Origin of the sequence: Halomonas sp. MMSF_3323 (genome assembly GCF_030733595.1) — a bacterium.
Taxonomy (GTDB): Bacteria; Pseudomonadota; Gammaproteobacteria; order Pseudomonadales; family Halomonadaceae; genus Halomonas; species Halomonas litopenaei.
In genome coordinates, this window is record NZ_JASHIT010000007.1 from 89,096 (window position 1) to 110,056 (window position 20,961).

A 20,961-nucleotide genomic window follows, 5' to 3' on the forward strand; every position below is an offset into this window, starting at 1 on the left:
GGCAGGGTGTCTGTCTGACCGGGGCTCAGGGCGTTTGTCCGCGCCGTCTCAGCAGCACGTAAACCGCACCGGTGCCGCCTTCGGCGTCGGTGGCCGAACAGAAGGCCAGCACGCTCGGCCATTCTCTCAACCACGCATTGACGTGACTCTTGATCACCGGATAGTCGGCGGTGGCGCCCCAGGCCTTGCCGTGGACCACGATCACGCAGCGATGGCCACTGGCCACCGAGTCACGCAGAAAGCTCTCGAGTTCCGAGCGAGCCTCCTCGAGGCTGTAGCCGTGCAAGTCCAGACCGCCTTCCCAGCCGATCATCCCGCGCTTCAACTGGCTACGGGTGCGATAGGGCAGGTCGGGAAGGGCAAAGTCCAGATACTCCGATGGGCGTACCGGCTCGACTCGGCCATCCGAGGTGCGCCCGGTGGCCACGTCATCACCCGCGCTGACGGCGGCAGCGCGGCGCGCGGCGGCGGCCTGATCTCGCTGGGCACGGGTGGTCGGGCGCGGCTTGCCGGTGTCGGCGCGGTTGTGGCGGATACGACGGACACCTGCCTGCTCCAGGGCCTGGCGAAACGCGCTGATCTCGTCGTCGGGCGGTGGCTGGCGCTGGCTCATGGGGTCCTCGGGTCCGGTAAAAGGGAGGCCCAGTATACCGTGGTGGCCGTGGCAGTGAACCGCCGGCACGGATACAATGCCTTGCGAGTCAGATAGCCATCTATATCGCTATCTCGATCTCTATCTATATCGCTATCCAGGATCTTGCATCTGCCTTCGCCCCTGGAACGGAAGGGACCTTCGCGTGAAGGTCGTCGAAGGCGGTGATTGTCCATGCGATCCTGGCGCACGCCTCTTCTTGAACCCGATCGACAGGATGCCCTCTTGGCCGACTCTTCCTCCTCTCCGTCCACTTCCAGGTCTTCGACGCTGGCGCTCCCCGACGCTGAATTGGCCGACGGCCTGTTCACCCTGCGCGACTGTCTGCGCTGGGCAACCAGCGAGTTTCACCTGGCGGGGCTGACCTACAGCCACGGCACAGACAGCGCCTGGGACGAGGCGGTGGCACTGGTGCTTGGCGCCTTGCATCTGCCCTGGAACGTGGACCCCGGCGTGCTGGACGCGCGGCTGCTGCCGATGGAACGCGAGCGCATCGTCGGTCTGGTGCGCGCCAGGATCAGCGACAGGCGGCCCTTGCCCTACCTGCTCGGCGAGGCCTTCTTCGCCGGGCTTGTGTTCAGTGTGGACGAGCGGGTGTTGATTCCGCGCTCGCCGATTGCCGAGTTGATCGAGTCGGGCTTTCAGGCCTGGTTCCCCGAGGAGCCGCCTCGGCGCATCCTCGACCTGTGCACCGGCTCGGGCTGTATCGGCATCGCCTGCGCCGAGTATCTGCCTACCGTCGAGGTGGACCTGTCCGATATCAGCCAGGACGCCCTGGCGGTGGCCCGTGAGAACATCAATCGCCACGACGTAGGCCGGCGCGTGCGCGCGGTGCACAGCGACGTCTTCGATGGCCTGGAAGGTCAGCGCTACGACTTGATCGTGTCCAACCCGCCCTACGTCGATATCCGCGACCTGACCACCATGCCGGAGGAGTTCCGTCATGAGCCGGCTCTGGCGCTGGGGGCGGGCAGCGATGGCCTGGATATCGTCAGACGTATCCTGCGCGAGGCAAGAGCGCACCTCAGCGACCACGGCGTGCTGATCGTCGAGGTCGGCAACTCCGATCATCATCTGGAAGCGGCCTTCCCCGAGGTTCCCTTCCTGTGGCTCGAATTCGAGCGCGGCGGTCAGGGCGTGTTTGCCCTCACCGCCGAAGAACTCGACGCCCATGCGGCGTCCTTTGCACAACAATAGAGGAGCGCCCATGTCCGGCAATACCTTCGGCAAGCTGTTTACCGTCACCACCTTTGGCGAGAGTCACGGGCTTGCGCTCGGCGCCATCGTCGATGGCTGCCCGCCTGGCATCGAGCTCAGCGAGGCCGATCTGCAGGCCGACCTGGATCGTCGCCGTCCAGGCACGTCGCGCCATACCACCCAGCGTCGTGAGCCTGATCAGGTGAAGATCCTGTCGGGCGTGTTCGAGGGGCGCACCACCGGTACCTCGATTGGCCTGTTGATCGAGAACACCGACCAGCGCTCCAAGGACTATTCGAAGATCAAGGACCATTTCCGGCCGGCCCACGCCGACTACACCTATCACCACAAGTACGGCGAGCGCGACTATCGCGGTGGCGGACGTTCCAGTGCCCGCGAGACCGCCATGCGGGTGGCCGCCGGGGCCATCGCCAAGAAGTACCTGGCGAGCCAGGGCATCGTGGTGCGTGGCTACATGAGTCAGCTGGGCGAGCTGGCCATCGAGTTTCGTGACTGGGAAGCGGTCAACGACAACCCCTTCTTCTGTCCCGACCCCGAACGGGTGCCGGAACTCGAGGCCTACATGGACCAGCTTCGCCGTGACCAGGACTCGGTGGGGGCGAAGATCACCGTCACCGCCGAAGGGCTGCCGCCCGGGCTTGGCGAGCCGGTGTTCGACCGCCTCGATGCCGAACTGGCCCACGGCCTGATGAGCATCAACGCGGTCAAGGGCGTCGAGATCGGTGACGGCTTTGCCAGCGTGGCCCAGCGTGGCAGCCAGCACCGTGACGAGATGATCCCGGAGGGTTTTCTGTCGAATCATGCCGGTGGCGTACTGGGAGGCATCTCCAGCGGCCAGACGCTGATCGCTCACCTGGCGCTCAAGCCGACCTCCAGCATCACCATTCCTGGGCGCTCCATCGACGTGTACGGCAACCCGGTGGAGGTGGTGACCAAGGGACGCCACGATCCCTGCGTGGGGATTCGTGCCACGCCCATCGCCGAAGCGATGATGGCGCTGACCCTGATGGACCACCTGCTGCGTCATCGCGCACAGAACAGTGATGTGCGAGTCAGCACACCACGGCTACGCTGAATCGCAGAGCATGACAGGACTGCTACACTCAAGTAACTGTGGCAGGGAAGGTGCAGGATGCAGGCATCTTTGCGCCCGATAGCGCGGGCTACCGGCGCCACACACCGCCATACAAGGATCACGAGGCCAGCATGAAGATCAACGTCGAATTCGATCTGACCCCGGAAGAGTTACGCCAGGCATTGGGGCTTCCCAATATCGAGGCCTTCCAGCAGGACCTGCTCGATCGCATTCATCGGCAGATGGAGTCCGGTGTCGAAGGCTACGATCCGATGAGCCTGATGCAGCCGTTCCTGCAACAGCCGGCGCTGCAGCAGGGACTGTCCCAGGGGCTTGCCAGTTTCGGCAACTATCAGAAGATGATGATGGATATGCTGACCCAGGCCGCCCAGAGCGCCAAGGGTTCTTCTGCCAAGGATGACAAGGCCGAGGAGGCGTCAAGCTCCACGGCGCCGCGGTCCAGTGGGGCGGCCAAGGCCAGCTCGCGCAGCGCCAAGGGCGGCAAGAGCTAGCCAGGTGCTCGTCAAGTGCCCGCCAGGGGCCCGCAGGAAAGCGGCCACGGGTATGACGGGGAGGGCAGATTCGCCGATGGCGAGGGTGCGGGGCGTCTTGATGCACAATCGCGCAGGAGGCGACGCCTGTCATGGCGTTGTCACCGAGGGTGTGCCAGACTGAGTTTGTTGCGCTGCAACAACGCTGTCCTCAGCATGCTTCCTGGACGGAGGCGCCATGGCGGACAGTGGCAGCGGATTGCCGAGTGGACAGACACCATCGACACGATTCCAGGAGGTTCGGTCATGCAAGACAAGATGTTCGACAACTTCAACGAGCAGACTCGTCAGTTCTTCGAGCCGATGCGCAAACTCAACTCCCTGATGCTGGACAACATGCAGAAGATGTCCCAGTACCAGATGGAGTCGATGAAGCGCTACAGCCAGATGGGTACCGAGCGCATGCGTGAAGCCACCGCGATCAACGACGCCGAGGGGCTGCGCGACTTCTCTACCCGTCAGGCCGAGATGCTCAACGAACTGTCGGCGCAGATGCTCGAAGATGCCCGCGCCATGAGCGAAATGAGCCTCGAGTTCAAGAGCGAACTGGAGTCGCTGTTTGCCGAGTCCGGCCAGCAGCTTGCCGATCAGGCGACCCAGGCCCGCGACCAGGCGACCGAGGCGGTCGAGAAGGCCACCCAGCAGGTCACCGAGGCAGCCGAAAAGGCCACCCAGCAGGCCAGCCAGGCGACTTCACAGGCTGCCTCCCAGGCCTCGTCTCAGACCAGCAGCGCCAGCAAGTCGACCGGCGGAACCGCCAAGGCGACCTCCAGCCGCAAGCGCACCTGAGCCAAGCGGGTCTGAGGCAGGCGCACCTGAGACAAGAGTACTGTTGGACGTGCCAACGAGTGAGCGGCCGCAGGCGAGTGCAGGCATTGGCGTGAAGCGCCTGCCGCACGACGGTATAGACAGCGGCGGCCGACTCGCCCCCCAACAACGATGACGAAACGAGGGTGGATAGCTGCGACGCCGCGAGGCCGACGGTGGTCCACCCTTTTTTGCAGGGCAGGCCAGAGGAGAACGCAATGGCGGCAGGTGATCAGGCGGCGGACAACCCGGAGGAATGGGGCAACCAGCTATCGGTGCTGGGTGCCGAGTACCAGGCGTTGATGGAAGATTTCCTTTCGCGCATGGTGCCCAATGACGCAGCGGATTCGGTGATGGAGGACATTCGCAACAGCTTCCAGGCCGGTGCCGAATCGCTGATGCGCAATCCCACTCTGCTATGGGAGACCCAGGCCAAGCTGATGCAGGATCAGATGGCGCTGTGGCAACAGGCCATGGCGGCGGCCAGCGGCGGTGCCTTCGAGCCCTTGGTGACGCCGTCCCGCGGCGATCGCCGCTTCAAGGACGAGGCCTGGACCAGCGATCCTGGCTACAACGCCATCATGCAGCAGTATCTGCTGTTCTCGAACACCGTCGAGACTCTGGTGGACAAGCTCGACGATCTGAGCCCCGGCGAGAAGCGCAATCTGTCCTTCTACGCGCGTCAGATGGTCAACGCCATGTCGCCGACCAACTTCGTCTCCACCAATCCCGAAGTCATGCGCAAGACCCTCGAGACCCGGGGCCAGAACCTGGTCGACGGTCTGTCGCGTCTGCGCGAGGACCTGGCCAACTCGGCCGAGGGTCTCAACGTCACCATGACCGATCGCAGCGCCTTCGAGGTCGGTGAAAACATCGCGGTGTCACAAGGCGCGGTGGTGATGGAAAACGAGCTGATCCAGCTGATCCAGTACGCGCCTACCACCGAGAAGGTGTTCAAGACGCCGCTGTTGATCGTGCCACCCTGGATCAACAAGTTTTACGTGCTCGACCTGCGCCCGGAAAACTCGCTGGTGAAGTGGCTGGTGGACCAGGGCCACACCGTGTTCCTGATCTCCTGGCGCAACCCCGGCCCGGAGCAGCGCGATCTGACCTGGGCGGACTATATGCAGCTTGGTCCAATCGCGGCGCTGGACGGCATCGAGCAGGCCACCGGCGAGAAGTCGGCCAACTTCCTGTCCTACTGCATCGGCGGCACCCTGACGGCCTCGACCATGGCCTACCTGACCAGCACCCGGCGCGGGCGCAAGGCCAAGTCGGTGACCTACATGGCGACCCTGCAGGACTTCCGTGACCCCGGCGAGATCGGCGTCTTCCTGAGCGAACCGGTACTTCAGGGCATCGAAGCCAAGCTCGAGCAGGATGGTTACCTGGATGGCCGCGTCATGGCCTACTCGTTCAACCTGCTGCGGGAGAACGACCTGTTCTGGTCGTTCTACGTCAACAACTACCTGAAGGGCGAGGATCCTGCGGCCTTCGACCTGCTGTACTGGAATACCGACGGCACCAACCTGCCAGCGGGTACCCACGGCTGGTACCTGCGTCACCTGTATCAGGAGAACCAGCTGGTCGAGCCAGGCGGTGTCGAGCTCGACGGTGTCAAGATCGACCTGCGCAAGGTGTCGACGCCGAGCTACTTCATCGCCACCAAGGAAGACCATATCGCCAAGTGGAACAGCAGCTACTACGGCGCGCTGTTGCCCAAGGGCCCGGTGACCTTCGTGCTGGGGGGCTCCGGCCATATCGCCGGTGTGGTCAATCCGCCGCACAAGAACAAGTACGGCTACTGGACCAACGACGAGCTACCCGACAACCACGAAGAGTGGCTGGCCGGGGCCAAGGCCAATGAAGGCTCCTGGTGGCCCCACTGGCAGGAGTGGATGGTCAAGGGTGGCTACGTGGACGCCGACAAGATGGTCGATGCCCGCGAGCCTGGTGGCGGTGAGCTGCCGCTGCTGGAGCCCGCGCCGGGGCGTTTCGTCAAGACCAGCATCCCTGAAGTGCTGGGCGAGGCGGAGGACGACGAGGCCGCCGAGTAACGTTCGTCAGCGTGACAGGCAGGAGGGTATCCGAGGAACGCATCTGGCCCTTGGTACCCGCCTGACGCTCGTACACTGATCCGCACTGTTGCAACATGGTGGCAACACGGTTGCAACACAACAACGCCGCGAGGGCCTGAGCCCTCGCGGCGTTGTCGTTTGTGGTGAATGTCGTTCGCGGCCAGAGCTGCGTCGACGGTCGTTGGCTTGCGTCGGCTTGCGTTGGCTTAGCCCCGCCGGCGCCACAGTGCGCCCGCCAGCAGCATCAGCCCGGCGACGAGCCAGGTGGGCCAGCTACCGGTGCGGGTGAAGGGCGTCAGCCCCTGCATCGGCTGCACCTGACCGTCCAGGCGAGCCGTCTCGAACTGGGGCAGCTGGTCGAGCAGGCGTCCCTGATCGTCGATGATGGCGGTGATGCCATTGCTGGTGGCACGCATCACGTAGCGGCCGTTTTCCAGGGCGCGCAGCCGGGCCATTTCCAGGTGCTGGTGGGGGCCGATCGAATCGCCAAACCAGCTGTCGTTGGAGACGGTGAGCAGCAGTTCCGAATCACGGGCACGCTCGGCCACCAGGTCGGCGTAGATGATCTCGTAGCAGATGGCGTTGCCGAGGGTGTGACCGGCGGCGGTCATCGGCGGCTGCGTATCCGGTCCTGGCGTCATGGCAGGCATCGGCAGGTCGAAGAAGGCGATGGCGCCCCTGAGCAGGCTTTCCAGTGGCAGGTACTCGCCGAAGGGCACCAGGTGGGCCTTGCGATAGGCGCCACTGGCGTTGCCGTAGGCGCTCACGGCGTTGAAGAAACGCCCGTCGGCGTCGCGCTGAAGGATGCCGGTCAGCAGCGCCGTCTCGGGGGCCAGCGCCGCCTGGGCGCGGGCCATGATCGGCTCGGCCTGGTCCTCGAACATCGGCAGGGCCGCCTCGGGCCAGATAACGATGTCCGGCTCCACCGGGACGGTCGCCTCCAGGTCACCGGTCATGCCCAGATAGGTATTGACCGCCTGGCGCTGGCCTTCTGGCAGCCACTTGATCTCCTGGGGCAGGTTGCCCTGCAACAGGGCCACGTTCAGCGGATCACCGGTGGGCGAGGTCCACTGGTTCGGCAGCAGCCAGGGCAGACCCCACAGGGCCACCAGCGGCAGGGCGGCCAGCGGTCGTGGCCGCGCGAGCTCCGTCAGCAGCACGCCGCTGGCCGCCACCACCAGCGACAGCAGGTAGACGCCACCCAGGGGCGCCAGCGCCGACAGCGGTGAGTCGACCTGGGTGCTGCCGAGCAGCAGCCAGGGAAAGCCGGTGAACAGCCAGGTCCTGATCCACTCCATCAGTACCCAGAAGCCGACGAAGCCGAGCCCGCCCGCCAGCGCGGTGGGGCGGGCCGGCATCAGGCGCCGGAACAGCCCCATCGGCAAGGCGACGAACAGCGCCATGCTGGCCACGAACAGGGCGGTCAGGAAGAACGCCAGCGGTGCGCTGGTGTAGCCATAGTCGTGGATCGATACGTAGACCCAGGAGGCGCCGCTTCCGAACAGTCCAAGGCCGTAACACCAGCCGCGCGACAGCGCCTGGCGTGCGCTCTGACGGTAAAGGCCGGCATAGACCAGGGCGGCGGCCAGCGGGGCCAGCCACCACCAGGAAAAGGGGGCGGCGGCGAGGGTCGTCAGCCCTCCGGCAATCAGGGCGGCAAGGTAGCCGGCCCTGCCGCCGAGCACTCGCTCGAGCATGGGGTCCATCCTTGGTGTGGGCGAGAAAGGCAAGGCGTCCCCGGACGGGGACGCACGGGTTCAGTCGTCGGTACGGCTTTCGGGTTCTACCTCGAGCAGCCGGATACGCCGATTGTCGGCGTTGAGCACGGTGAAGCGCCAGCCCCCGATCAGAGTATGTTCGCCGCGCGCCGGCAGGTGGCCGAAACGCTGCATCACCAGTCCTCCCAGGGTATCGAACTCGTCGTCGGAGAAGCGCGTGCCGAAGCGCTCGTTGAAGTCCTCGATGGGGGTCAGGGCACGCACCGCGTAGCGATCATCGCCCAGCTGGCGGATGTCCTCTTCCTCGTCGGTGTCGTGCTCGTCTTCGATGTCGCCGACGATCTCCTCGAGGATGTCCTCGATGGTGACGATCCCGGCGGTGCCGCCGTACTCGTCCACCACCACCGCCATATGGCTGTGGGTGTCACGGAACTCCTTCAACAGGCTGTTGAGGCGCTTGGACTCCGGCACGAACATGGCAGGGCGCAGGACTTCTTCAAGCTGGAAGGGGCGGTCGTCGCTGGACCCCTGCAGCAACGGCAGCAGGTCCTTCACCAGCAGGATGCCCTTGACCTCGTCGAGGTTCTCGCCGATCACCGGGTAGCGCGAGTGACCGGTCTCGAGAATGATCGGCAGGTAGTCCTCCAGCGGCTGATCGAGCTCCAGGGCGGTGACCTGGGAGCGCGGGATCAGCACCTCCCTGACCTGCTGGTCGCTGATGTTCAGGGCGCCTTCGATGATGGTCATGGCATCCTGCTCAAGCTTCAGGCGGCTGCCCGCCTGGCGCAGGAATTCGCGCAACTCTTCTCGCGAGCTGGGTTCGTCACTGTCGCTGGACAGGGCACTGAAGAGTTTGTCGAACCAGGATTTGTTGGGGGCCTGGCTACTCGATCGGTCTTCGCTCATGCGTCGGCTCTCTCGTCCTCGCTACCGGGATCCGGAGATGGGGCCGGCGGGGCGTAAGGGTCGTCAATGCCCAGGCCGGCAAGGATACTGCGCTCGAGGCCTTCCATGAGGTCGGCCTCCTCATCCTCGATATGGTCATGGCCCAGCAAATGCAAGGTGCCGTGGACAACCATATGAGCGTAGTGATCGATCAGCGACTTGTCCTGCTCGCGTGCTTCGCGCACGACCACCGGATGGCAGATCACCAGATCGCCAAGCAGCGGAAGCTCGAGGCCTGGCGGGGCCTCGAAGGGGAATGACAGGACATTGGTCGGGGCATCCTTGCCACGGTAGTCACGGTTGAGGGTCTGGCTCTCGTCGGCGTCGACCAGGCGAATCGTGAGTTCCGACTCCGCCCGTTCGGGGTAGTGGGCCAGCACGGCGTCGACCCAGCGCTCGAGGTCATCGGCCTCTGGCAGGTCGCTGGCCTCGCTGGCCACCTGACGGTCCACGCAGGCGCTCATCGGTGGGCGTCTCCGTCACCGTTCATGGACTGTAGACGCTCGGCACGCTCCAGCCGACGCTCTTCGGCACGCGCCTCGCGGCGGGCGCGCTCCTCGGCTTCCTGGTTGGCCTCGAACAGGTCGTAGGCCTCGATGATACGCTGCACCAGCGGGTGGCGAACCACGTCCTTGGCGGCGAAGTGGGTCACCCCGATACCGGCGGTGTCCTTGAGCACATCGAGCACCTGGATCAGGCCGGAGCTCTGGCCCTTGGGCAGGTCGACCTGGGTCACGTCGCCGGTGATCACCGCGGTGGAACCGAAGCCGATGCGGGTCAGGAACATCTTCATCTGCTCGCGAGTGGTGTTCTGGCTCTCGTCGAGAATGATGAAGGCATTGTTCAGGGTGCGCCCGCGCATGTAGGCCAGCGGCGCGATCTCGATCACCTGGCGCTCGATCAGCTTGGCGACTTGCTCGAAGCCGATCATCTCGTACAGGGCGTCATACAGTGGGCGCAGGTAGGGATCGATCTTCTGGGCAAGGTCACCGGGCAGGAAGCCGAGCTTCTCGCCGGCTTCCACCGCCGGGCGCACCAGCAGGATGCGTCGCACCTGCTGTTGGTTGAGCGCTTCCACCGCAGCCGCCACCGCCAGGTAGGTCTTGCCGGTGCCGGCGGGGCCGATGCCGAAGTTGATGTCGTGGTTGCGGATGCTGGTGACGTAGCCCTGCTGATTGAGGCCGCGCGGCTTGATCAGGGTGCGCGGGGTACGAATCAGCACCTCGCCCTCGCCGGCGTCTTCTTCGGCGTCCTCGTCGAGGGCCTCGATGCCGGCTTCCTGCAGGAACAGGTGCACGGTGTCCGGGGTCAGCTCGGTGGCCTCGGCCTCACGATAGAGGTGTTCCACCAGGTTCGCGGCCGCCTTGACGCGAGCGCCGGGGCCGGCCAGCTGGAACATGTTGCCGCGGTTGCGCAGGGTGACGCCGAGCCGGCTTTCGATCAGCTTCAGATGCTCGTCGCGCTGGCCACACAGGTTGGCAAGACGGCGGGGCTCGTTGGGTTCGAGGTTGAGCGTGATGATGCGGTTGGCCTGGGTCGATGGCTGGCTCAAGGCGTGAAGAATCCGTGTTTGGGTGGCTTTGAAGGTTCAGCTTACTGCCCCGGCGTGGGCCAGGGCAATGCTCCGGGTCCTGTGCATTGGCGATCGTCATGGTGAAACGGCCAAGCCGCCCGTCCCGGAGCAGGGCGAGCCTCAGTAGCGCTCGCCGGAAGCCAGTTCGCCACGCAGCGAGTTGGGCAGGGCCTCGGTGATCTCGACGTCGACGAAGTAGCCGATCAGCTCGGTGGGATTGGCCGCGCGGAAGTTGACCACCCGGTTGTTCTCGGTGCGTCCGGACAGCTGGCCCGGGTCGCGGGGCGAGAAGCCGCTGACCAGCACGCGCTGGGTAGTGCCCACCATGCGCCGACTGATCTGCATCGCCTGCTGGTTGATGCGCTCCTGCAGGATCGCCAGACGCTGCTTCTTGATCTCTTCCGGGGTCTCGTCGTCAAGCGCCGCCGCCGGGGTGCCCGGGCGAGCGGAGTAGACGAAACTGAAGGACACGTCGAAGCCGATGCGATGGATCAGGTCCATGGTCGCCTCGAAGTCCTCCTCGGTCTCGCCCGGGAAGCCGATGATGAAGTCCGAGGAGAAGCTGATGTCCGGGCGCAGGGCGCGGATGCGCTCCATCTTGTCGACGTACTCTTCGACCGTGTGACCGCGCTTCATCGCCGCCAGGATGCGGTCGGAACCGGCCTGCACCGGCAGGTGAAGGTGGCTGACCAGCTCCGGAATCTCGGCGTAGGCCTCGATCAGGCTGTCGCTGAACTCCACCGGGTGCGAGGTGGTGAAGCGGATACGGTCGATGCCGTCCACCGCCGCCACGCAGGCGATCAGTTCGGCCAGATCGATTTCGTCGCCGTCGTCGTTGAGCCCGCGGTAGGCGTTGACGTTCTGGCCCAGCAGGTTGATCTCGCGAACGCCCTGGTCGGCCAGGTGGAAGACCTCGTCCATGACCGCCTCGAACGGCCGCGAGACTTCCTCGCCACGGGTGTAGGGCACCACGCAGAAGGTGCAGTACTTGGAGCAGCCTTCCATCACCGAGACGAAGGCGCTGGCGCCGTCGGAGCTGGGCTTGGGCAGGTGATCGAACTTCTCGATCTCGGGGAAGGTGACGTCCACCACCGAGATCTGGTTGTCACGGCTGGCGTCGAGCATGCTCGGCACCCGGTGCAGGGTCTGGGGACCGAACACCATGTCGACGTGGGGGGCGCGCTTGCGAATGGCCTCGCCTTCCTGACTGGCCACGCAGCCGCCGACGCCGATCACCAGATCGGGGTTGGACTGCTTGAGCTTCTTCCAGCGACCGAGCTGGTGGAACACCTTCTCCTGGGCCTTTTCCCGAATCGAACAGGTGTTGAGCAGGATCACGTCCGCGTCCTGTTCGTTGTCGGTCAGTTCCATCTGATGGGAGTCGCCGAGCAGATCCGCCATGCGGGCAGAGTCGTACTCGTTCATCTGGCAGCCGTGGGTCTTGATGAAGAGTTTCTTCGTCATAGCAATATGTCGGGCTCCCGGCCCGATGGGCACCAGGGGTGCCTGGTCACGTGAGTGGTGGTGAATGGGCGCGAGACTGGCGGTCGAACGACCGTGGCGCATGGTGGCGCATTATACGCACCCGGCCCGGGTGGGGCCAGTTTGCCGATGTACCGGCCAGGGACCAGGGCAGGGCGCGCGGAGATCCCGGTGGATCTTGGTCCACCGGCCGGGGTATCCCGGTGAGCCAATGTGATAGTCTTGCGGGCGGATGGGAACGCGGGCTGGCTATTTTATGACCATTTTGTGCCAACCCCAGGTGTCTCGCCCGCAGGACAGCGATGTCCAGCGGTTTTCCCGACACTTGTCCACAGGAGCTGTGGAACGTTTGTCACCCTCCTTGGTCTCATCGCACGTTGCGGCTTGGCAGGAAGCCGGCGCAGCGTCACTCGAGTCGCAACCGAGCCCAGATTAGCCAGGAAAGACGGCATGAAAACGCAATTTCTCAAGACAGTGACCCTGGGCCTCGCCCTGACCGGCGCCGCCCTGCCGGCGATGGCTCAGGACGAGGGCACCTCACGGTGGGTGTCGGACGAACTCACCACCTATGTGCGCAGTGGCCCCACCGACGGCTACCGCATCGTCGGCACCTTGACCGCCGGCCAGCCGGTGACCCTGCTGGACACCTCCGGCGACTATTCCCAGGTCCGAAGCGACAGCGGAGACGTGGTCTGGGTCCCCAGCAGCGAACTGCAACAGACCCCCAGCGCCAGCGACCAGCTGCCCAAGCTCGAGGCAAGGGTGGAAGAACTCACCGAGGAGCTCGACGGCATCAACGAAAGCTGGGAAGAGCGCACTCGGACCATGACCGAGACCCTCGAGGTGCGCGAGAGCCGCATCGCCGAACTGGAAGCACGCAATCATGAGCTGGAGAGCGCCTTCAGCGATATCAGCGAGACCAACAAGGACCTCGAGGCTCGCCTGGAGACCCGCAAGGAAGACCTGCTGATGCGCTACTTCATGTACGGCGGGGGCGTCGCCGGGGCGGGCCTGATCGTCGGCCTGATCGTGCCGCACCTGCCGCGGCGTCGGCGCAAGCGCGACCGCTGGTTCTAGCACCCGGGACAGAGAATTCGATGCACGAACACTGGTTGAAACGCTGGGAAGAGGGGCGCATCGGCTTTCATCGCGATAGCGTTCATCCTGCACTGATCCGCCACTGGCCGATGCTGGGGGCGGTTCCCGGGACCAAGGTACTGGTGCCGCTGTGCGGCAAGAGCCTGGATATGCGCTGGCTGGCCGAGCATCAACATCCGGTGCTCGGCATCGAGCTGTCGGAGCGCGCGCTCGAACAGTTTGTGGAAGATGGCCGAGGGGAGGTGTCGCGCTACCAGCAGGACGGTTTCGCGATTCTGCGTCAGGGCAGTATCGAGCTATGGTGCGGTGACTTCTTCCACTTCCATATCGCCCAGGCCTCGGAGATCGGCGCCTTCTATGATCGCGCCGCCCTGATCGCCTTGCCCGAGGCCACCCGCCAGCGCTACGCCTTTCACCTGGCCCAGCTGATACCGCCTGGCGCGCGGGGGCTGCTGGTCAGTCTGAGTCGGAGCGGCGACGACGGTCCGCCGTTCCATGTGGACGGCGCTGAGGTGAGGCGGTTGTTCGACCCCAACTTCATCGTCACCCACCTGGAAGACGGCGAGCCCGAAGCCAATGGCTTTCGTGAGTCGGTCTGGGCGCTGGTACGGCGTGGTCCCACCACCGACGAGTGATTGAGTGCATCAAACCAAAGCGCGCCACCCACAAGGGGCGGCGCGCTGTCGTGTGCCTGCCTGGCCCGCCCCGCGGGGCGGGCGAGCGTCAGCGGGCCAGCAATTGGCCCAGCTCCGGGTCGGCGAAGGCCCGGTTCAGACCGTCGGTGAGCAGGTCGGTGACCATGCGCTGATTGGTTGCCTTGTCCGGCTTCACCGCATAACTCTGCACGCGGCGCGAGGTGTAGGTGCCGGTGTAGGTCTGGCCGTCATTGCTGGCTTCGGCCTCGATGACGCTTTCCAGTCTGGCCTCGTCCACCAGCGGCTGACTCTGGCCGCGTTCATAGCTCAGCTTCTTCAGCGTCAGCGTCAGGCTGGGGCGGCCCGGAGCCGGTTCGGCGGTGGGGCTGAAGCCCATCTCGCGCACCGCCCGCTCCACCTCGGCCTGAAGCCTCGGCACGATCTCGTGGGGGCTGACGCTGATGGTGGCGGTGGAGCTTGCGCTGCCGCTGCGGGTACCGAGCACGTCCGAGGGGCGGTCATCGGCGGCGATGACGGTGACCGCCTGGCCAGAGCCGGAGGCCGGCACGGCCACGCTGCGCTTGGGGTCGGGCTGCAGATGGTGGGGGCTCGAGCAGGCGCTGAGCGCGAGCAGCGCGGTCACACCAGCGGCGCCCAACAGAAGGCGACGAAGCATAGGGGGAACTCCTTGTCGTATTATCGGTAGAAATCGCACCGTAGTGCGCACTCGTCGGGCGAGGCTTTGCCTGGACGGGCGATAGTACGTCTATCAGAGGGGGGCGTGCAGCAAAAGTTCCTGGGCTGATCGAAGCGGACAAGGCCCGCCAGGTGGGCGTCTGCGCCGCACTCGCGGTGCTTGGACAGGGCGCCACCCTTGGCGGCGCTTGGACAGTGGCGCCACCCTTGGCGGTGCTTGGACAGTGGCGCCACCCTTGGCGGCGCTCAGACAGTGGCGCCGGACTCGCGACGCGTGGCGCTATCCTTGGCGGCGTGGTCACCAGGCCTGTCCGGTTGCTGGCTATCGGGCCGACTGTCTGGATAGTGGTGCCAGTGCTGGGGCAGGGCGTAGACCCGGGAGCCACGGCCAAGTGCCAGGCGTTCGGCGTCGCCATGGCTCAGGGTCGCCATCCAGGGCTCGTCCATCCAGTCGGCGTTCAGCTCGATGCGCACTTCGGCGCCCACCGGGACCACCGCGGTGACCACCGCGGGCAGGTGAGCGTCGGCACTGGGGGCGGCGGCCACCTGTACCTCGTGGGGGCGCAGCAGGATTTCCTGAGGGCCGTCGTCCAGGTCCAGTGTCAGGCGCGCCTCACCGCAGGTCAGCACGCCGCCGCGAACCTCGCCTTCCAGATGATTGACGTCGCCGAGGAATTCGAACACGAAGCGATTGCGCGGTTGACGGTACAGCGTCTCCGGGGTGTCGATCTGCTCGATACGGCCGTTGCTCATCACCACCACACGGTCAGACAGCTCCAGCGCTTCCTCCTGGTCGTGGGTCACGAACACGCTGGTGAAGCCCAGCTCGTCGTGCAGGTGCCTGAGCCAGCGACGCAGCTCCTGGCGGACCTTGGCATCGAGCGCCCCGAAGGGTTCATCGAGCAGCAGCACCTCTGGCTTGAGGGCCAGGGCGCGTGCCAGCGAGACACGCTGCTGCTGCCCGCCGGAGAGCTGCGCCGGGAAGCGTTCGGCCAGGTGAGACAGCTGCACCATCTCCAGTAGCTGCATGACCCGGGAGCGGATCTCACCGCTGGACGGACGCTCGCGGCGGGGCAGCACAGTCAGGCCGAAGGCGACATTGTCGAACACGCTCATATGGCGGAACAGCGCGTAGTGCTGGAACACGAAGCCGATACGCCGGTCACGTACGTGGACATGGGTCACGTCGCGTTCGCCGAACAGAATGCGGCAGTCGGGGTGGTCGTCCGGTGTCTCGAGCCCGGCGATGATCCGCAACAGGGTGGTCTTGCCGGAACCGGACGGGCCCAGCAGGCCGATCAGCTCGCCGCTGTTGATGTCCAGGTCGATGGGAGACAGCGCCTGGGAGCGTCCGAAGTGCTTCTGGATATGGTCGAGACGAATGCTCATGTCAGGGCCTCCCGGCGCGTCGCGCGCCATTCGAGCGTGGCCTTGGCGGCCAGGGTAAGCAGGGCGATCAGCGCCAGCAGGGCGGCGCTGGCGAAGGCGCCGACGGTGTTGTAGTCCTGATACAGAAGCTCCACGTGCAGCGGCAGGGTGTTGGTCTCGCCGCGGATGGCCCCGGAGACCACCGAGACCGCGCCGAATTCACCCACCGCCCGGGCGTTGGTCAGGATCACGCCGTAGAGCAGGGCCCAGCGGATATTGGGCAGGGTCACCCGGCGAAACAGCGTAAAGCCGCGTGCGCCGAGGGTTACCGCCGCTTCTTCCTCGCGGGAGCCCTGGGCCTGCATCAGCGGGATCAGCTCCCTGGCGACGAAGGGGCAGGTGACGAAGATGGTCACCATCAGGATGCCGGGCCAGGCGAACATCAACTGGATGTCGTGGGCATCCAGCCAGCCGCCGATCCAGCCGTTGCGGCCGTAGAGCAGCAGGTAGACCAGGCCCGCCACCACCGGCGAGATGGCGAAGGGGATGTCGATCAGTGTCTGCAGAAGGCGCCGTCCGGGGAAGGCGAAGCGGGTCACCAGCCAGGCCAGCATGACTCCGAAGACCAGGTTGACCGGGATCGTCAGCAGGGTGATGAACAGGGTCAGGCCGATCGCCGCCAGGGTGAAGTGATCCGTGACATTGGCGATGAAGGGCCCGACACCCTCGGCCAGGGCCTGTGTGAAGATGGCCAGCAGCGGTAGCAGCAGAAACAGTGCCGAGAGCGTTACCGCCAGCGCGATCAGGCTGCGCCTGAGCCAGGGGGCGTCACCGATTCGTTGCATCAGCCGCGTCCTCCGTGCAGTCGGCGGATAAAGCGTCCCTGCCACAGGTTGATCGCCAGCAGCAGCGCCAGCGAGGTCGCCAGCACCACCGACGCGATGGCCGAGGCCCCCACGTAGTCGTACTCCTGCAGCTTGACGAAGATCATCAGCGAGGTGATCTCGGTCTCGTAGGGCATGTTGCCGGCGATGAAGATCACCGCACCGAATTCGCCCAGGGAGCGCACGAAGGCGAGCCCGGTGCCGGTGACCAGGGCCGGCCACAGGTGGGGCAGGATGACCCGACGAAAGGCCACGCCGTCGCGGGCGCCCAGACTCATGGCGGCTTCGTCGATTTCCGCGGGCAGGTCCTCGAGCACCGGCTGCACCGTGCGCACGACGAAGGGGATGCTGGTGAAGGCCATGGCCAGGGCGATGCCGACCCAGGTGTAGGACACCTGCCAGCCCAACGGTTCCAGCAGCTGTCCCATCCAGCCCTTGGACGAGTAGAGCGTTGCCAGGGTGATGCCGGCGACCGCCGTGGGCAGCGCGAAGGGCAGGTCCATCAGGGCGTCGAGCAGGCGCTTGCCAGGGAAGTCGTAGCGCACCAGCACCCAGGCCATCAACAGCCCGAACACGGCGTTGACCAGCGCCGCCACCATGGCGCCACCGATGGTGGTGACGTAGCTTGCCACCACGCGGGGTTCACTGATGATGAACCAGTACTCGGACAGCGACAGCCCCTTGAGCTGGCCGACCAGGCCGGTCAGCGGCAGCAGCAGTACCAGCGAGACGAAGGTGAGGCTGATGCCCAGAGACAGGCCGAAGCCCGGCAGCACGCGGCGCCGGGCGGATCGGGCAAAGGGCAGGGAGATGGCCTTGTGCATGGGATAGGTCGCTTGCCTTGACGATCAGCGACGCTGCAGCTGGTCCAGCTCGCCGCCGCTCTTGAAGTGGGTGTCCATGGCGCTGTCCCAGCCACCGAACACGTCCTGAACCTCGAACAGCTCGGTCTCGGGGAAGCTATCGGCGAACTCTTCCTTCACCGCTTCGTTGTGGACGCGGTAGTTGAAGCCTGCCAGCTGGCGCTGGGCCTCCTCGGTGTAGAGGTAGTCGAGGTAGGCACGGGCGAGCTCGAGGTTGCCGTTGCGCTCGGCGTTCTCCTCGACCACCGCCACCGGGAACTCGGCGAGGATGCTGACCGGCGGCACGATGACGTCGTATTCGTCGCTGCCGTACTCGTCACGGATATTGTTGACCTCGGACTCGAAGCTGATCAGCACGTCGCCGATGCCACGTTCGATGAAGCTGGTGGTGGCGCCGCGACCGCCGGTGTCGAAGACCTTCACATTGCCGAGGAAGTCGCTCATGAACTCGCGCACCTGGTCCTCGTCGCCATCGAAGTTGCGCTCGGCGGCACCCCAGGCGGCCAGGTAGGTATAGCGGCCGTTACCGGACGTCTTGGGGTTGGGGAACACCAGTTCGACGCCCTCGGCGGCCAGGTCTTCCCAGCTCTCGATGCCCTGGGGGTTGCCCTTGCGCACCAGGAAGGCGGTGGTGGAGTAGTAGGGCGAGGCATTGTTGGGCAACTGGCTCTGCCAGTCTTCCGCGACCAGGCCGGCATCGGCCAGTACCTGGACGTCTGTGACCTGGTTGTAGGTCACCACGTCGGCCTTCAGGCCCTGCAGGATGGCGCGGGCCTGGGCGGAAGAGCCGCCGTGGGACTGCTTGATGGTCAGCTCACCGTCATTCTCTGCCTGCCAGTGCTGCTGAAACGCCGGGTTGATGGCGGCGAACAGCTCGCGGGCGATGTCATAGGACGAGTTGAGCAGCTCCTTGTCCTCGGCCATTACCGGCGAGGCCATGGCACCGCCGAGGCCGGCGGCCAGGGACAGGGACAGGGCGGTACGGCGAAGGATCGGGGGCAGCTTCATGTCGGGGTTCCTTGACGTCGGGGGTGGGCCGGGGAAATCGGCGGATCGCAACGAAGGCTAAGGCTAATTTTAAGGAATTACAATCCTGTTTGTTAAAACTGTTTGGAATATAAGATGTCGCAACGCGCATACTATAGACGACTGCAACCGGACGAATCGGCAGAAGACGTGGAGGAAGATCGCTGATGCGGGCGGGACCAACTGCTAGAATGCCGCTTTTCGTCGAGCCCTTGTGGCCTCCACCATGACTCTCTCCTCGGATGACTCCATGAACGACTTCCTGATCGCGCCTTCGATCCTGTCCGCTGACTTCGCCCGCCTGGGAGAAGAGGTCGACAACGTGCTGGCATCGGGTGCCGATATCGTCCACTTCGACGTGATGGACAATCACTACGTGCCTAACCTGACCATCGGGCCGATGGTCTGTGAGGCGCTGCGCAAGCATGGCGTCACCGCGCCCATCGACGCCCACCTGATGGTCAAGCCGGTGGATCGACTGATCGGTGACTTCATCGATGCCGGTGCCAGCTACATCACCTTCCACCCCGAGGCCTCCGAACATATCGATCGCTCGCTGCAGCTGATTCGTGACGGCGGCTGCAAGGCCGGGCTGGTGTTCAACCCGGCGACGCCACTGTCCTACCTGGACTACGTGATGGACAAGGTCGACATGGTGCTGCTGATGAGCGTCAATCCGGGCTTCGGCGGTCAGTCGTTCATCCCGGCGACGCTCGACAAGCTGCGCCAGGCGCGTGCGCGCATCGACGCCAGCGGACGGGACATTCGTCTGCAGGTGGATGGTGGCGTGAAGGTAGACAATATCGCCGAGATCGCGCGCGCCGGGGCGGACACCTTCGTCGCGGGCTCCGCGGTGTTCGGCGCGCGTCGCGACGAGGACCCCCACGGCTACGACAGCATCATCGCCGACTTTCGCTCGCGCCTGGCCTCTACGCGGTGATTGGCGATTCGGACTATGCTGGCTCAGGCAAGCCGGGCTTAGTCGAGCCTGTCTCAGATGAGCCTGTCTCAGGCGAGCCAGTACCCGAGCTGCCGGCGGCGGCAACGACGACGTGGTACCTGTATATCGTCGAGACGGCGGCCGGGGCGCTTTATACCGGCATTACCACCGATGTCGCCAGACGTGTCGAGCAACACCGCAGCGGCAAGGGCGCCAAGGCGCTGCGTGGCAAGGGCCCGCTGACGCTTCGCCATCAGGAGCCGGTCGGCACGCGAGGTGACGCCAGCCGGCTGGAAATCGCCGTCAAGCGCATGTCGGTGCGTCGCAAGCGCCAGTGGCTGGCAGCGCGCATCAGCACTGACGAAGCGAGGGCGGTGGTCGAGCAGGATCGTACTTCGATAACGAAAACGACATACAAGGAGAGGTAGATGGAGTTCCTGCAAAAGCTGGACGTGGAGGCCCTGATCGAGTTTGCCTCGACCACCGGGCTGCAGTTTCTGATCAATCTGGTCGCCGCGGCGGCGATCTTCATCATCGGTCGCTGGGTGGCCAAGGCGGTACACCGGGTGGTGGTCAAGGGCATGCAGCGTGCCGACGTCGAACCCCTGCTGGTCAAGTTCCTCGGCAACATCCTGTATGCCTTGCTGCTGACCTTCGTGATCCTGGCCGCCATCAGCCGGATCGGTATCCAGACCGCCTCGTTGATCGCGGTGATCGGTGCCGCCGGTCTGGCGGTGGGTCTGGCCCTGCAGGGGTCGCTTGCCAACTTCGCCGCCGGGGTCATGGTCATCATCTTCCGCCCCTACCGGATCGGCGACTACGTGGAGGCAGGTGGGGTCAGCGGCACCGTCGAGGATGTGCAGATCATCAGCACCGAGCTGAGCACGCCGGACAATCGCAAGATCATCGTGCCCAACGGCCAGATGATGAGCGGTGCCGTGGTCAACTATTCTGCCCACGCCACTCGTCGGGTCGATCTGACGGTGGGGGTCGGCTATGACGACGACATCGATACCGTGCGTCGGGTGCTGGAGAGCGTGGTCGCCGACGACCCTCGCGTGCTCAGCGAACCGGCGCCGAATATCCGCATGAATGCCATGGGCGACTCCTCCATCACATGGATCGTGCGGCCCTGGGTGCAGGCATCCGACTACTGGGACGTCTACTGGGAGATGACCGAGGAGATCAAGCGTCGCTTCGATCGCGAAGGTATCAGCATTCCCTTTCCCCAGCGCGACGTGCATCTCTATCACCACGCCAAGGACGAGCCCCAGGCCAACGCCTGAGCAGGATGTGGTGCTGTCGATGACGACAAACGAGAGAAGCTGCCCTGGGGCAGCTTCTCTTGCTGT

21 protein-coding genes are annotated in these 20,961 nt (G+C 65.1%); 10 read left to right on the top strand and 11 right to left on the bottom strand.

Features of this window, described 5'->3' with window-relative positions; translation table 11 throughout:
- Positions 1 to 25: 25 nt before the first annotated feature.
- Positions 26 to 613: a Smr/MutS family protein gene (locus RBB39_RS05035; RefSeq protein ID WP_045991797.1), complete on the bottom strand. Its 588-nt coding sequence runs from the start codon at positions 611 to 613 to the stop codon at positions 26 to 28.
- Positions 614 to 877: 264 nt separating this feature from the next.
- On the opposite strand from RBB39_RS05035, the gene prmB reads away from it, so the two are divergent.
- The 5 genes from prmB (at position 878) to phaC (ending at position 6,360) form a co-directional block, all read left to right on the top strand.
- The gene (gene prmB / locus RBB39_RS05040; protein WP_231498478.1) at positions 878 to 1,849 is read left to right on the top strand and encodes a 50S ribosomal protein L3 N(5)-glutamine methyltransferase; all 972 of its coding nucleotides are present in this window, start codon (positions 878 to 880) and stop codon (positions 1,847 to 1,849) included.
- Positions 1,850 to 1,859: 10 nt separating this feature from the next.
- Positions 1,860 to 2,945, top strand: a complete 1,086-nt coding sequence (gene aroC / locus RBB39_RS05045) for a chorismate synthase (RefSeq protein WP_306168864.1) — start codon at positions 1,860 to 1,862, stop codon at positions 2,943 to 2,945.
- 131 nt (positions 2,946 to 3,076) lie between these two features.
- Positions 3,077 to 3,457, top strand: coding sequence for a hypothetical protein (locus RBB39_RS05050; RefSeq protein ID WP_045991794.1), 381 nt, complete (start codon positions 3,077 to 3,079; stop codon positions 3,455 to 3,457).
- 285 nt (positions 3,458 to 3,742) lie between these two features.
- Positions 3,743 to 4,285, top strand: coding sequence for a phasin family protein (locus RBB39_RS05055; protein WP_045991793.1), 543 nt, complete (start codon positions 3,743 to 3,745; stop codon positions 4,283 to 4,285).
- A 236-nt stretch (positions 4,286 to 4,521) separates the two neighbouring features.
- Complete coding sequence (gene phaC, locus RBB39_RS05060; protein WP_045991792.1) at positions 4,522 to 6,360, top strand: class I poly(R)-hydroxyalkanoic acid synthase; 1,839 nt, start codon at positions 4,522 to 4,524, stop codon at positions 6,358 to 6,360.
- Positions 6,361 to 6,587: 227 nt separating this feature from the next.
- On the opposite strand, the gene lnt is transcribed toward phaC, so the two are convergent.
- The 5 genes from lnt to miaB all read right to left on the bottom strand — a co-directional run bounded on the left by lnt (position 6,588) and on the right by miaB (position 12,081).
- Positions 6,588 to 8,078 carry an apolipoprotein N-acyltransferase gene (gene lnt, locus RBB39_RS05065; RefSeq protein WP_306168865.1) on the bottom strand — a complete coding sequence of 497 codons (1,491 nt, stop codon included), beginning with the start codon at positions 8,076 to 8,078 and terminating at the stop codon, positions 6,588 to 6,590.
- Between the two features lie 60 nt (positions 8,079 to 8,138).
- Positions 8,139 to 9,005 (bottom strand): HlyC/CorC family transporter, encoded by an 867-nt coding sequence (locus tag RBB39_RS05070; RefSeq protein ID WP_045991790.1) that lies wholly within the window; start codon positions 9,003 to 9,005, stop codon positions 8,139 to 8,141.
- On the bottom strand, positions 9,002 to 9,508 hold the full coding sequence (gene ybeY, locus RBB39_RS05075) for an rRNA maturation RNase YbeY (RefSeq protein ID WP_108449786.1): 507 nt from the start codon (positions 9,506 to 9,508) through the stop codon (positions 9,002 to 9,004). The genes RBB39_RS05070 and ybeY overlap by 4 nt, the downstream gene beginning before the upstream one ends.
- Positions 9,505 to 10,596, bottom strand: a complete 1,092-nt coding sequence (locus RBB39_RS05080) for a PhoH family protein (protein ID WP_045991788.1) — start codon at positions 10,594 to 10,596, stop codon at positions 9,505 to 9,507. Before RBB39_RS05080 ends, ybeY begins: the two co-directional genes overlap by 4 nt.
- Before the next feature lie 141 nt (positions 10,597 to 10,737).
- Positions 10,738 to 12,081 carry a tRNA (N6-isopentenyl adenosine(37)-C2)-methylthiotransferase MiaB gene (miaB, locus tag RBB39_RS05085; RefSeq protein ID WP_045991787.1) on the bottom strand — a complete coding sequence of 448 codons (1,344 nt, stop codon included), beginning with the start codon at positions 12,079 to 12,081 and terminating at the stop codon, positions 10,738 to 10,740.
- Positions 12,082 to 12,549: 468 nt separating this feature from the next.
- Between miaB and RBB39_RS05090 the strand changes: the two genes are divergently transcribed.
- Entirely contained in the window at positions 12,550 to 13,176 is a 627-nt protein-coding gene (locus RBB39_RS05090; protein ID WP_045991786.1) for a TIGR04211 family SH3 domain-containing protein, read from the top strand.
- Positions 13,177 to 13,196: 20 nt separating this feature from the next.
- Positions 13,197 to 13,832, top strand: a complete 636-nt coding sequence (locus RBB39_RS05095) for a thiopurine S-methyltransferase (RefSeq protein ID WP_045991785.1) — start codon at positions 13,197 to 13,199, stop codon at positions 13,830 to 13,832.
- 88 nt (positions 13,833 to 13,920) lie between these two features.
- On the opposite strand, the gene RBB39_RS05100 is transcribed toward RBB39_RS05095, so the two are convergent.
- The 5 genes from RBB39_RS05100 to cysP all read right to left on the bottom strand — a co-directional run bounded on the left by RBB39_RS05100 (position 13,921) and on the right by cysP (position 18,582).
- Positions 13,921 to 14,508 (bottom strand): YajG family lipoprotein, encoded by a 588-nt coding sequence (locus RBB39_RS05100; protein WP_045991784.1) that lies wholly within the window; start codon positions 14,506 to 14,508, stop codon positions 13,921 to 13,923.
- Between the two features lie 266 nt (positions 14,509 to 14,774).
- Positions 14,775 to 15,917 (bottom strand): sulfate/molybdate ABC transporter ATP-binding protein, encoded by a 1,143-nt coding sequence (locus RBB39_RS05105; RefSeq protein ID WP_083970260.1) that lies wholly within the window; start codon positions 15,915 to 15,917, stop codon positions 14,775 to 14,777.
- Positions 15,914 to 16,741 carry a sulfate ABC transporter permease subunit CysW gene (gene cysW, locus RBB39_RS05110; RefSeq protein WP_045991783.1) on the bottom strand — a complete coding sequence of 276 codons (828 nt, stop codon included), beginning with the start codon at positions 16,739 to 16,741 and terminating at the stop codon, positions 15,914 to 15,916. Before cysW ends, RBB39_RS05105 begins: the two co-directional genes overlap by 4 nt.
- Entirely contained in the window at positions 16,741 to 17,604 is an 864-nt protein-coding gene (cysT, locus tag RBB39_RS05115; RefSeq protein WP_045991782.1) for a sulfate ABC transporter permease subunit CysT, read from the bottom strand. The genes cysW and cysT overlap by 1 nt, the downstream gene beginning before the upstream one ends.
- A 24-nt stretch (positions 17,605 to 17,628) precedes the next feature.
- The gene (gene cysP / locus RBB39_RS05120; RefSeq protein WP_239452512.1) at positions 17,629 to 18,582 is read right to left on the bottom strand and encodes a thiosulfate ABC transporter substrate-binding protein CysP; all 954 of its coding nucleotides are present in this window, start codon (positions 18,580 to 18,582) and stop codon (positions 17,629 to 17,631) included.
- A gap of 313 nt (positions 18,583 to 18,895) precedes the next feature.
- On the opposite strand from cysP, the gene rpe reads away from it, so the two are divergent.
- From rpe to RBB39_RS05135, 3 genes are read left to right on the top strand one after another with little or no spacing between them, the layout of a single operon-like run.
- Complete coding sequence (gene rpe / locus RBB39_RS05125; RefSeq protein ID WP_045991820.1) at positions 18,896 to 19,609, top strand: ribulose-phosphate 3-epimerase; 714 nt, start codon at positions 18,896 to 18,898, stop codon at positions 19,607 to 19,609.
- A complete protein-coding gene (locus RBB39_RS05130) occupies positions 19,606 to 20,037 on the top strand; it encodes a GIY-YIG nuclease family protein (RefSeq protein WP_371931857.1) in 432 nt (143 codons plus the stop codon). Before rpe ends, RBB39_RS05130 begins: the two co-directional genes overlap by 4 nt.
- On the top strand, positions 20,038 to 20,895 hold the full coding sequence (locus RBB39_RS05135; protein WP_045991780.1) for a mechanosensitive ion channel family protein: 858 nt from the start codon (positions 20,038 to 20,040) through the stop codon (positions 20,893 to 20,895).
- Positions 20,896 to 20,961: the final 66 nt, after the last annotated feature.

Coding starts and splice junctions, on each gene's coding strand:
- RBB39_RS05035 (WP_045991797.1), bottom strand. CDS start 613: ATGAGCCAGCGCCAGCCACCGCCCGACGACGAGATCAGCGCGTTTCGC.
- aroC (WP_306168864.1), top strand. CDS start 1,860: ATGTCCGGCAATACCTTCGGCAAGCTGTTTACCGTCACCACCTTTGGC.
- RBB39_RS05050 (WP_045991794.1), top strand. CDS start 3,077: ATGAAGATCAACGTCGAATTCGATCTGACCCCGGAAGAGTTACGCCAG.
- RBB39_RS05055 (WP_045991793.1), top strand. CDS start 3,743: ATGCAAGACAAGATGTTCGACAACTTCAACGAGCAGACTCGTCAGTTC.
- phaC (WP_045991792.1), top strand. CDS start 4,522: ATGGCGGCAGGTGATCAGGCGGCGGACAACCCGGAGGAATGGGGCAAC.
- lnt (WP_306168865.1), bottom strand. CDS start 8,078: ATGCTCGAGCGAGTGCTCGGCGGCAGGGCCGGCTACCTTGCCGCCCTG.
- RBB39_RS05070 (WP_045991790.1), bottom strand. CDS start 9,005: ATGAGCGAAGACCGATCGAGTAGCCAGGCCCCCAACAAATCCTGGTTC.
- ybeY (WP_108449786.1), bottom strand. CDS start 9,508: ATGAGCGCCTGCGTGGACCGTCAGGTGGCCAGCGAGGCCAGCGACCTG.
- miaB (WP_045991787.1), bottom strand. CDS start 12,081: ATGACGAAGAAACTCTTCATCAAGACCCACGGCTGCCAGATGAACGAG.
- RBB39_RS05090 (WP_045991786.1), top strand. CDS start 12,550: ATGAAAACGCAATTTCTCAAGACAGTGACCCTGGGCCTCGCCCTGACC.
- RBB39_RS05095 (WP_045991785.1), top strand. CDS start 13,197: ATGCACGAACACTGGTTGAAACGCTGGGAAGAGGGGCGCATCGGCTTT.
- RBB39_RS05100 (WP_045991784.1), bottom strand. CDS start 14,508: ATGCTTCGTCGCCTTCTGTTGGGCGCCGCTGGTGTGACCGCGCTGCTC.
- RBB39_RS05105 (WP_083970260.1), bottom strand. CDS start 15,917: ATGAGCATTCGTCTCGACCATATCCAGAAGCACTTCGGACGCTCCCAG.
- cysW (WP_045991783.1), bottom strand. CDS start 16,741: ATGCAACGAATCGGTGACGCCCCCTGGCTCAGGCGCAGCCTGATCGCG.
- cysT (WP_045991782.1), bottom strand. CDS start 17,604: ATGCACAAGGCCATCTCCCTGCCCTTTGCCCGATCCGCCCGGCGCCGC.
- cysP (WP_239452512.1), bottom strand. CDS start 18,582: ATGGCCTCGCCGGTAATGGCCGAGGACAAGGAGCTGCTCAACTCGTCC.
- rpe (WP_045991820.1), top strand. CDS start 18,896: ATGACTCTCTCCTCGGATGACTCCATGAACGACTTCCTGATCGCGCCT.
- RBB39_RS05135 (WP_045991780.1), top strand. CDS start 20,038: ATGGAGTTCCTGCAAAAGCTGGACGTGGAGGCCCTGATCGAGTTTGCC.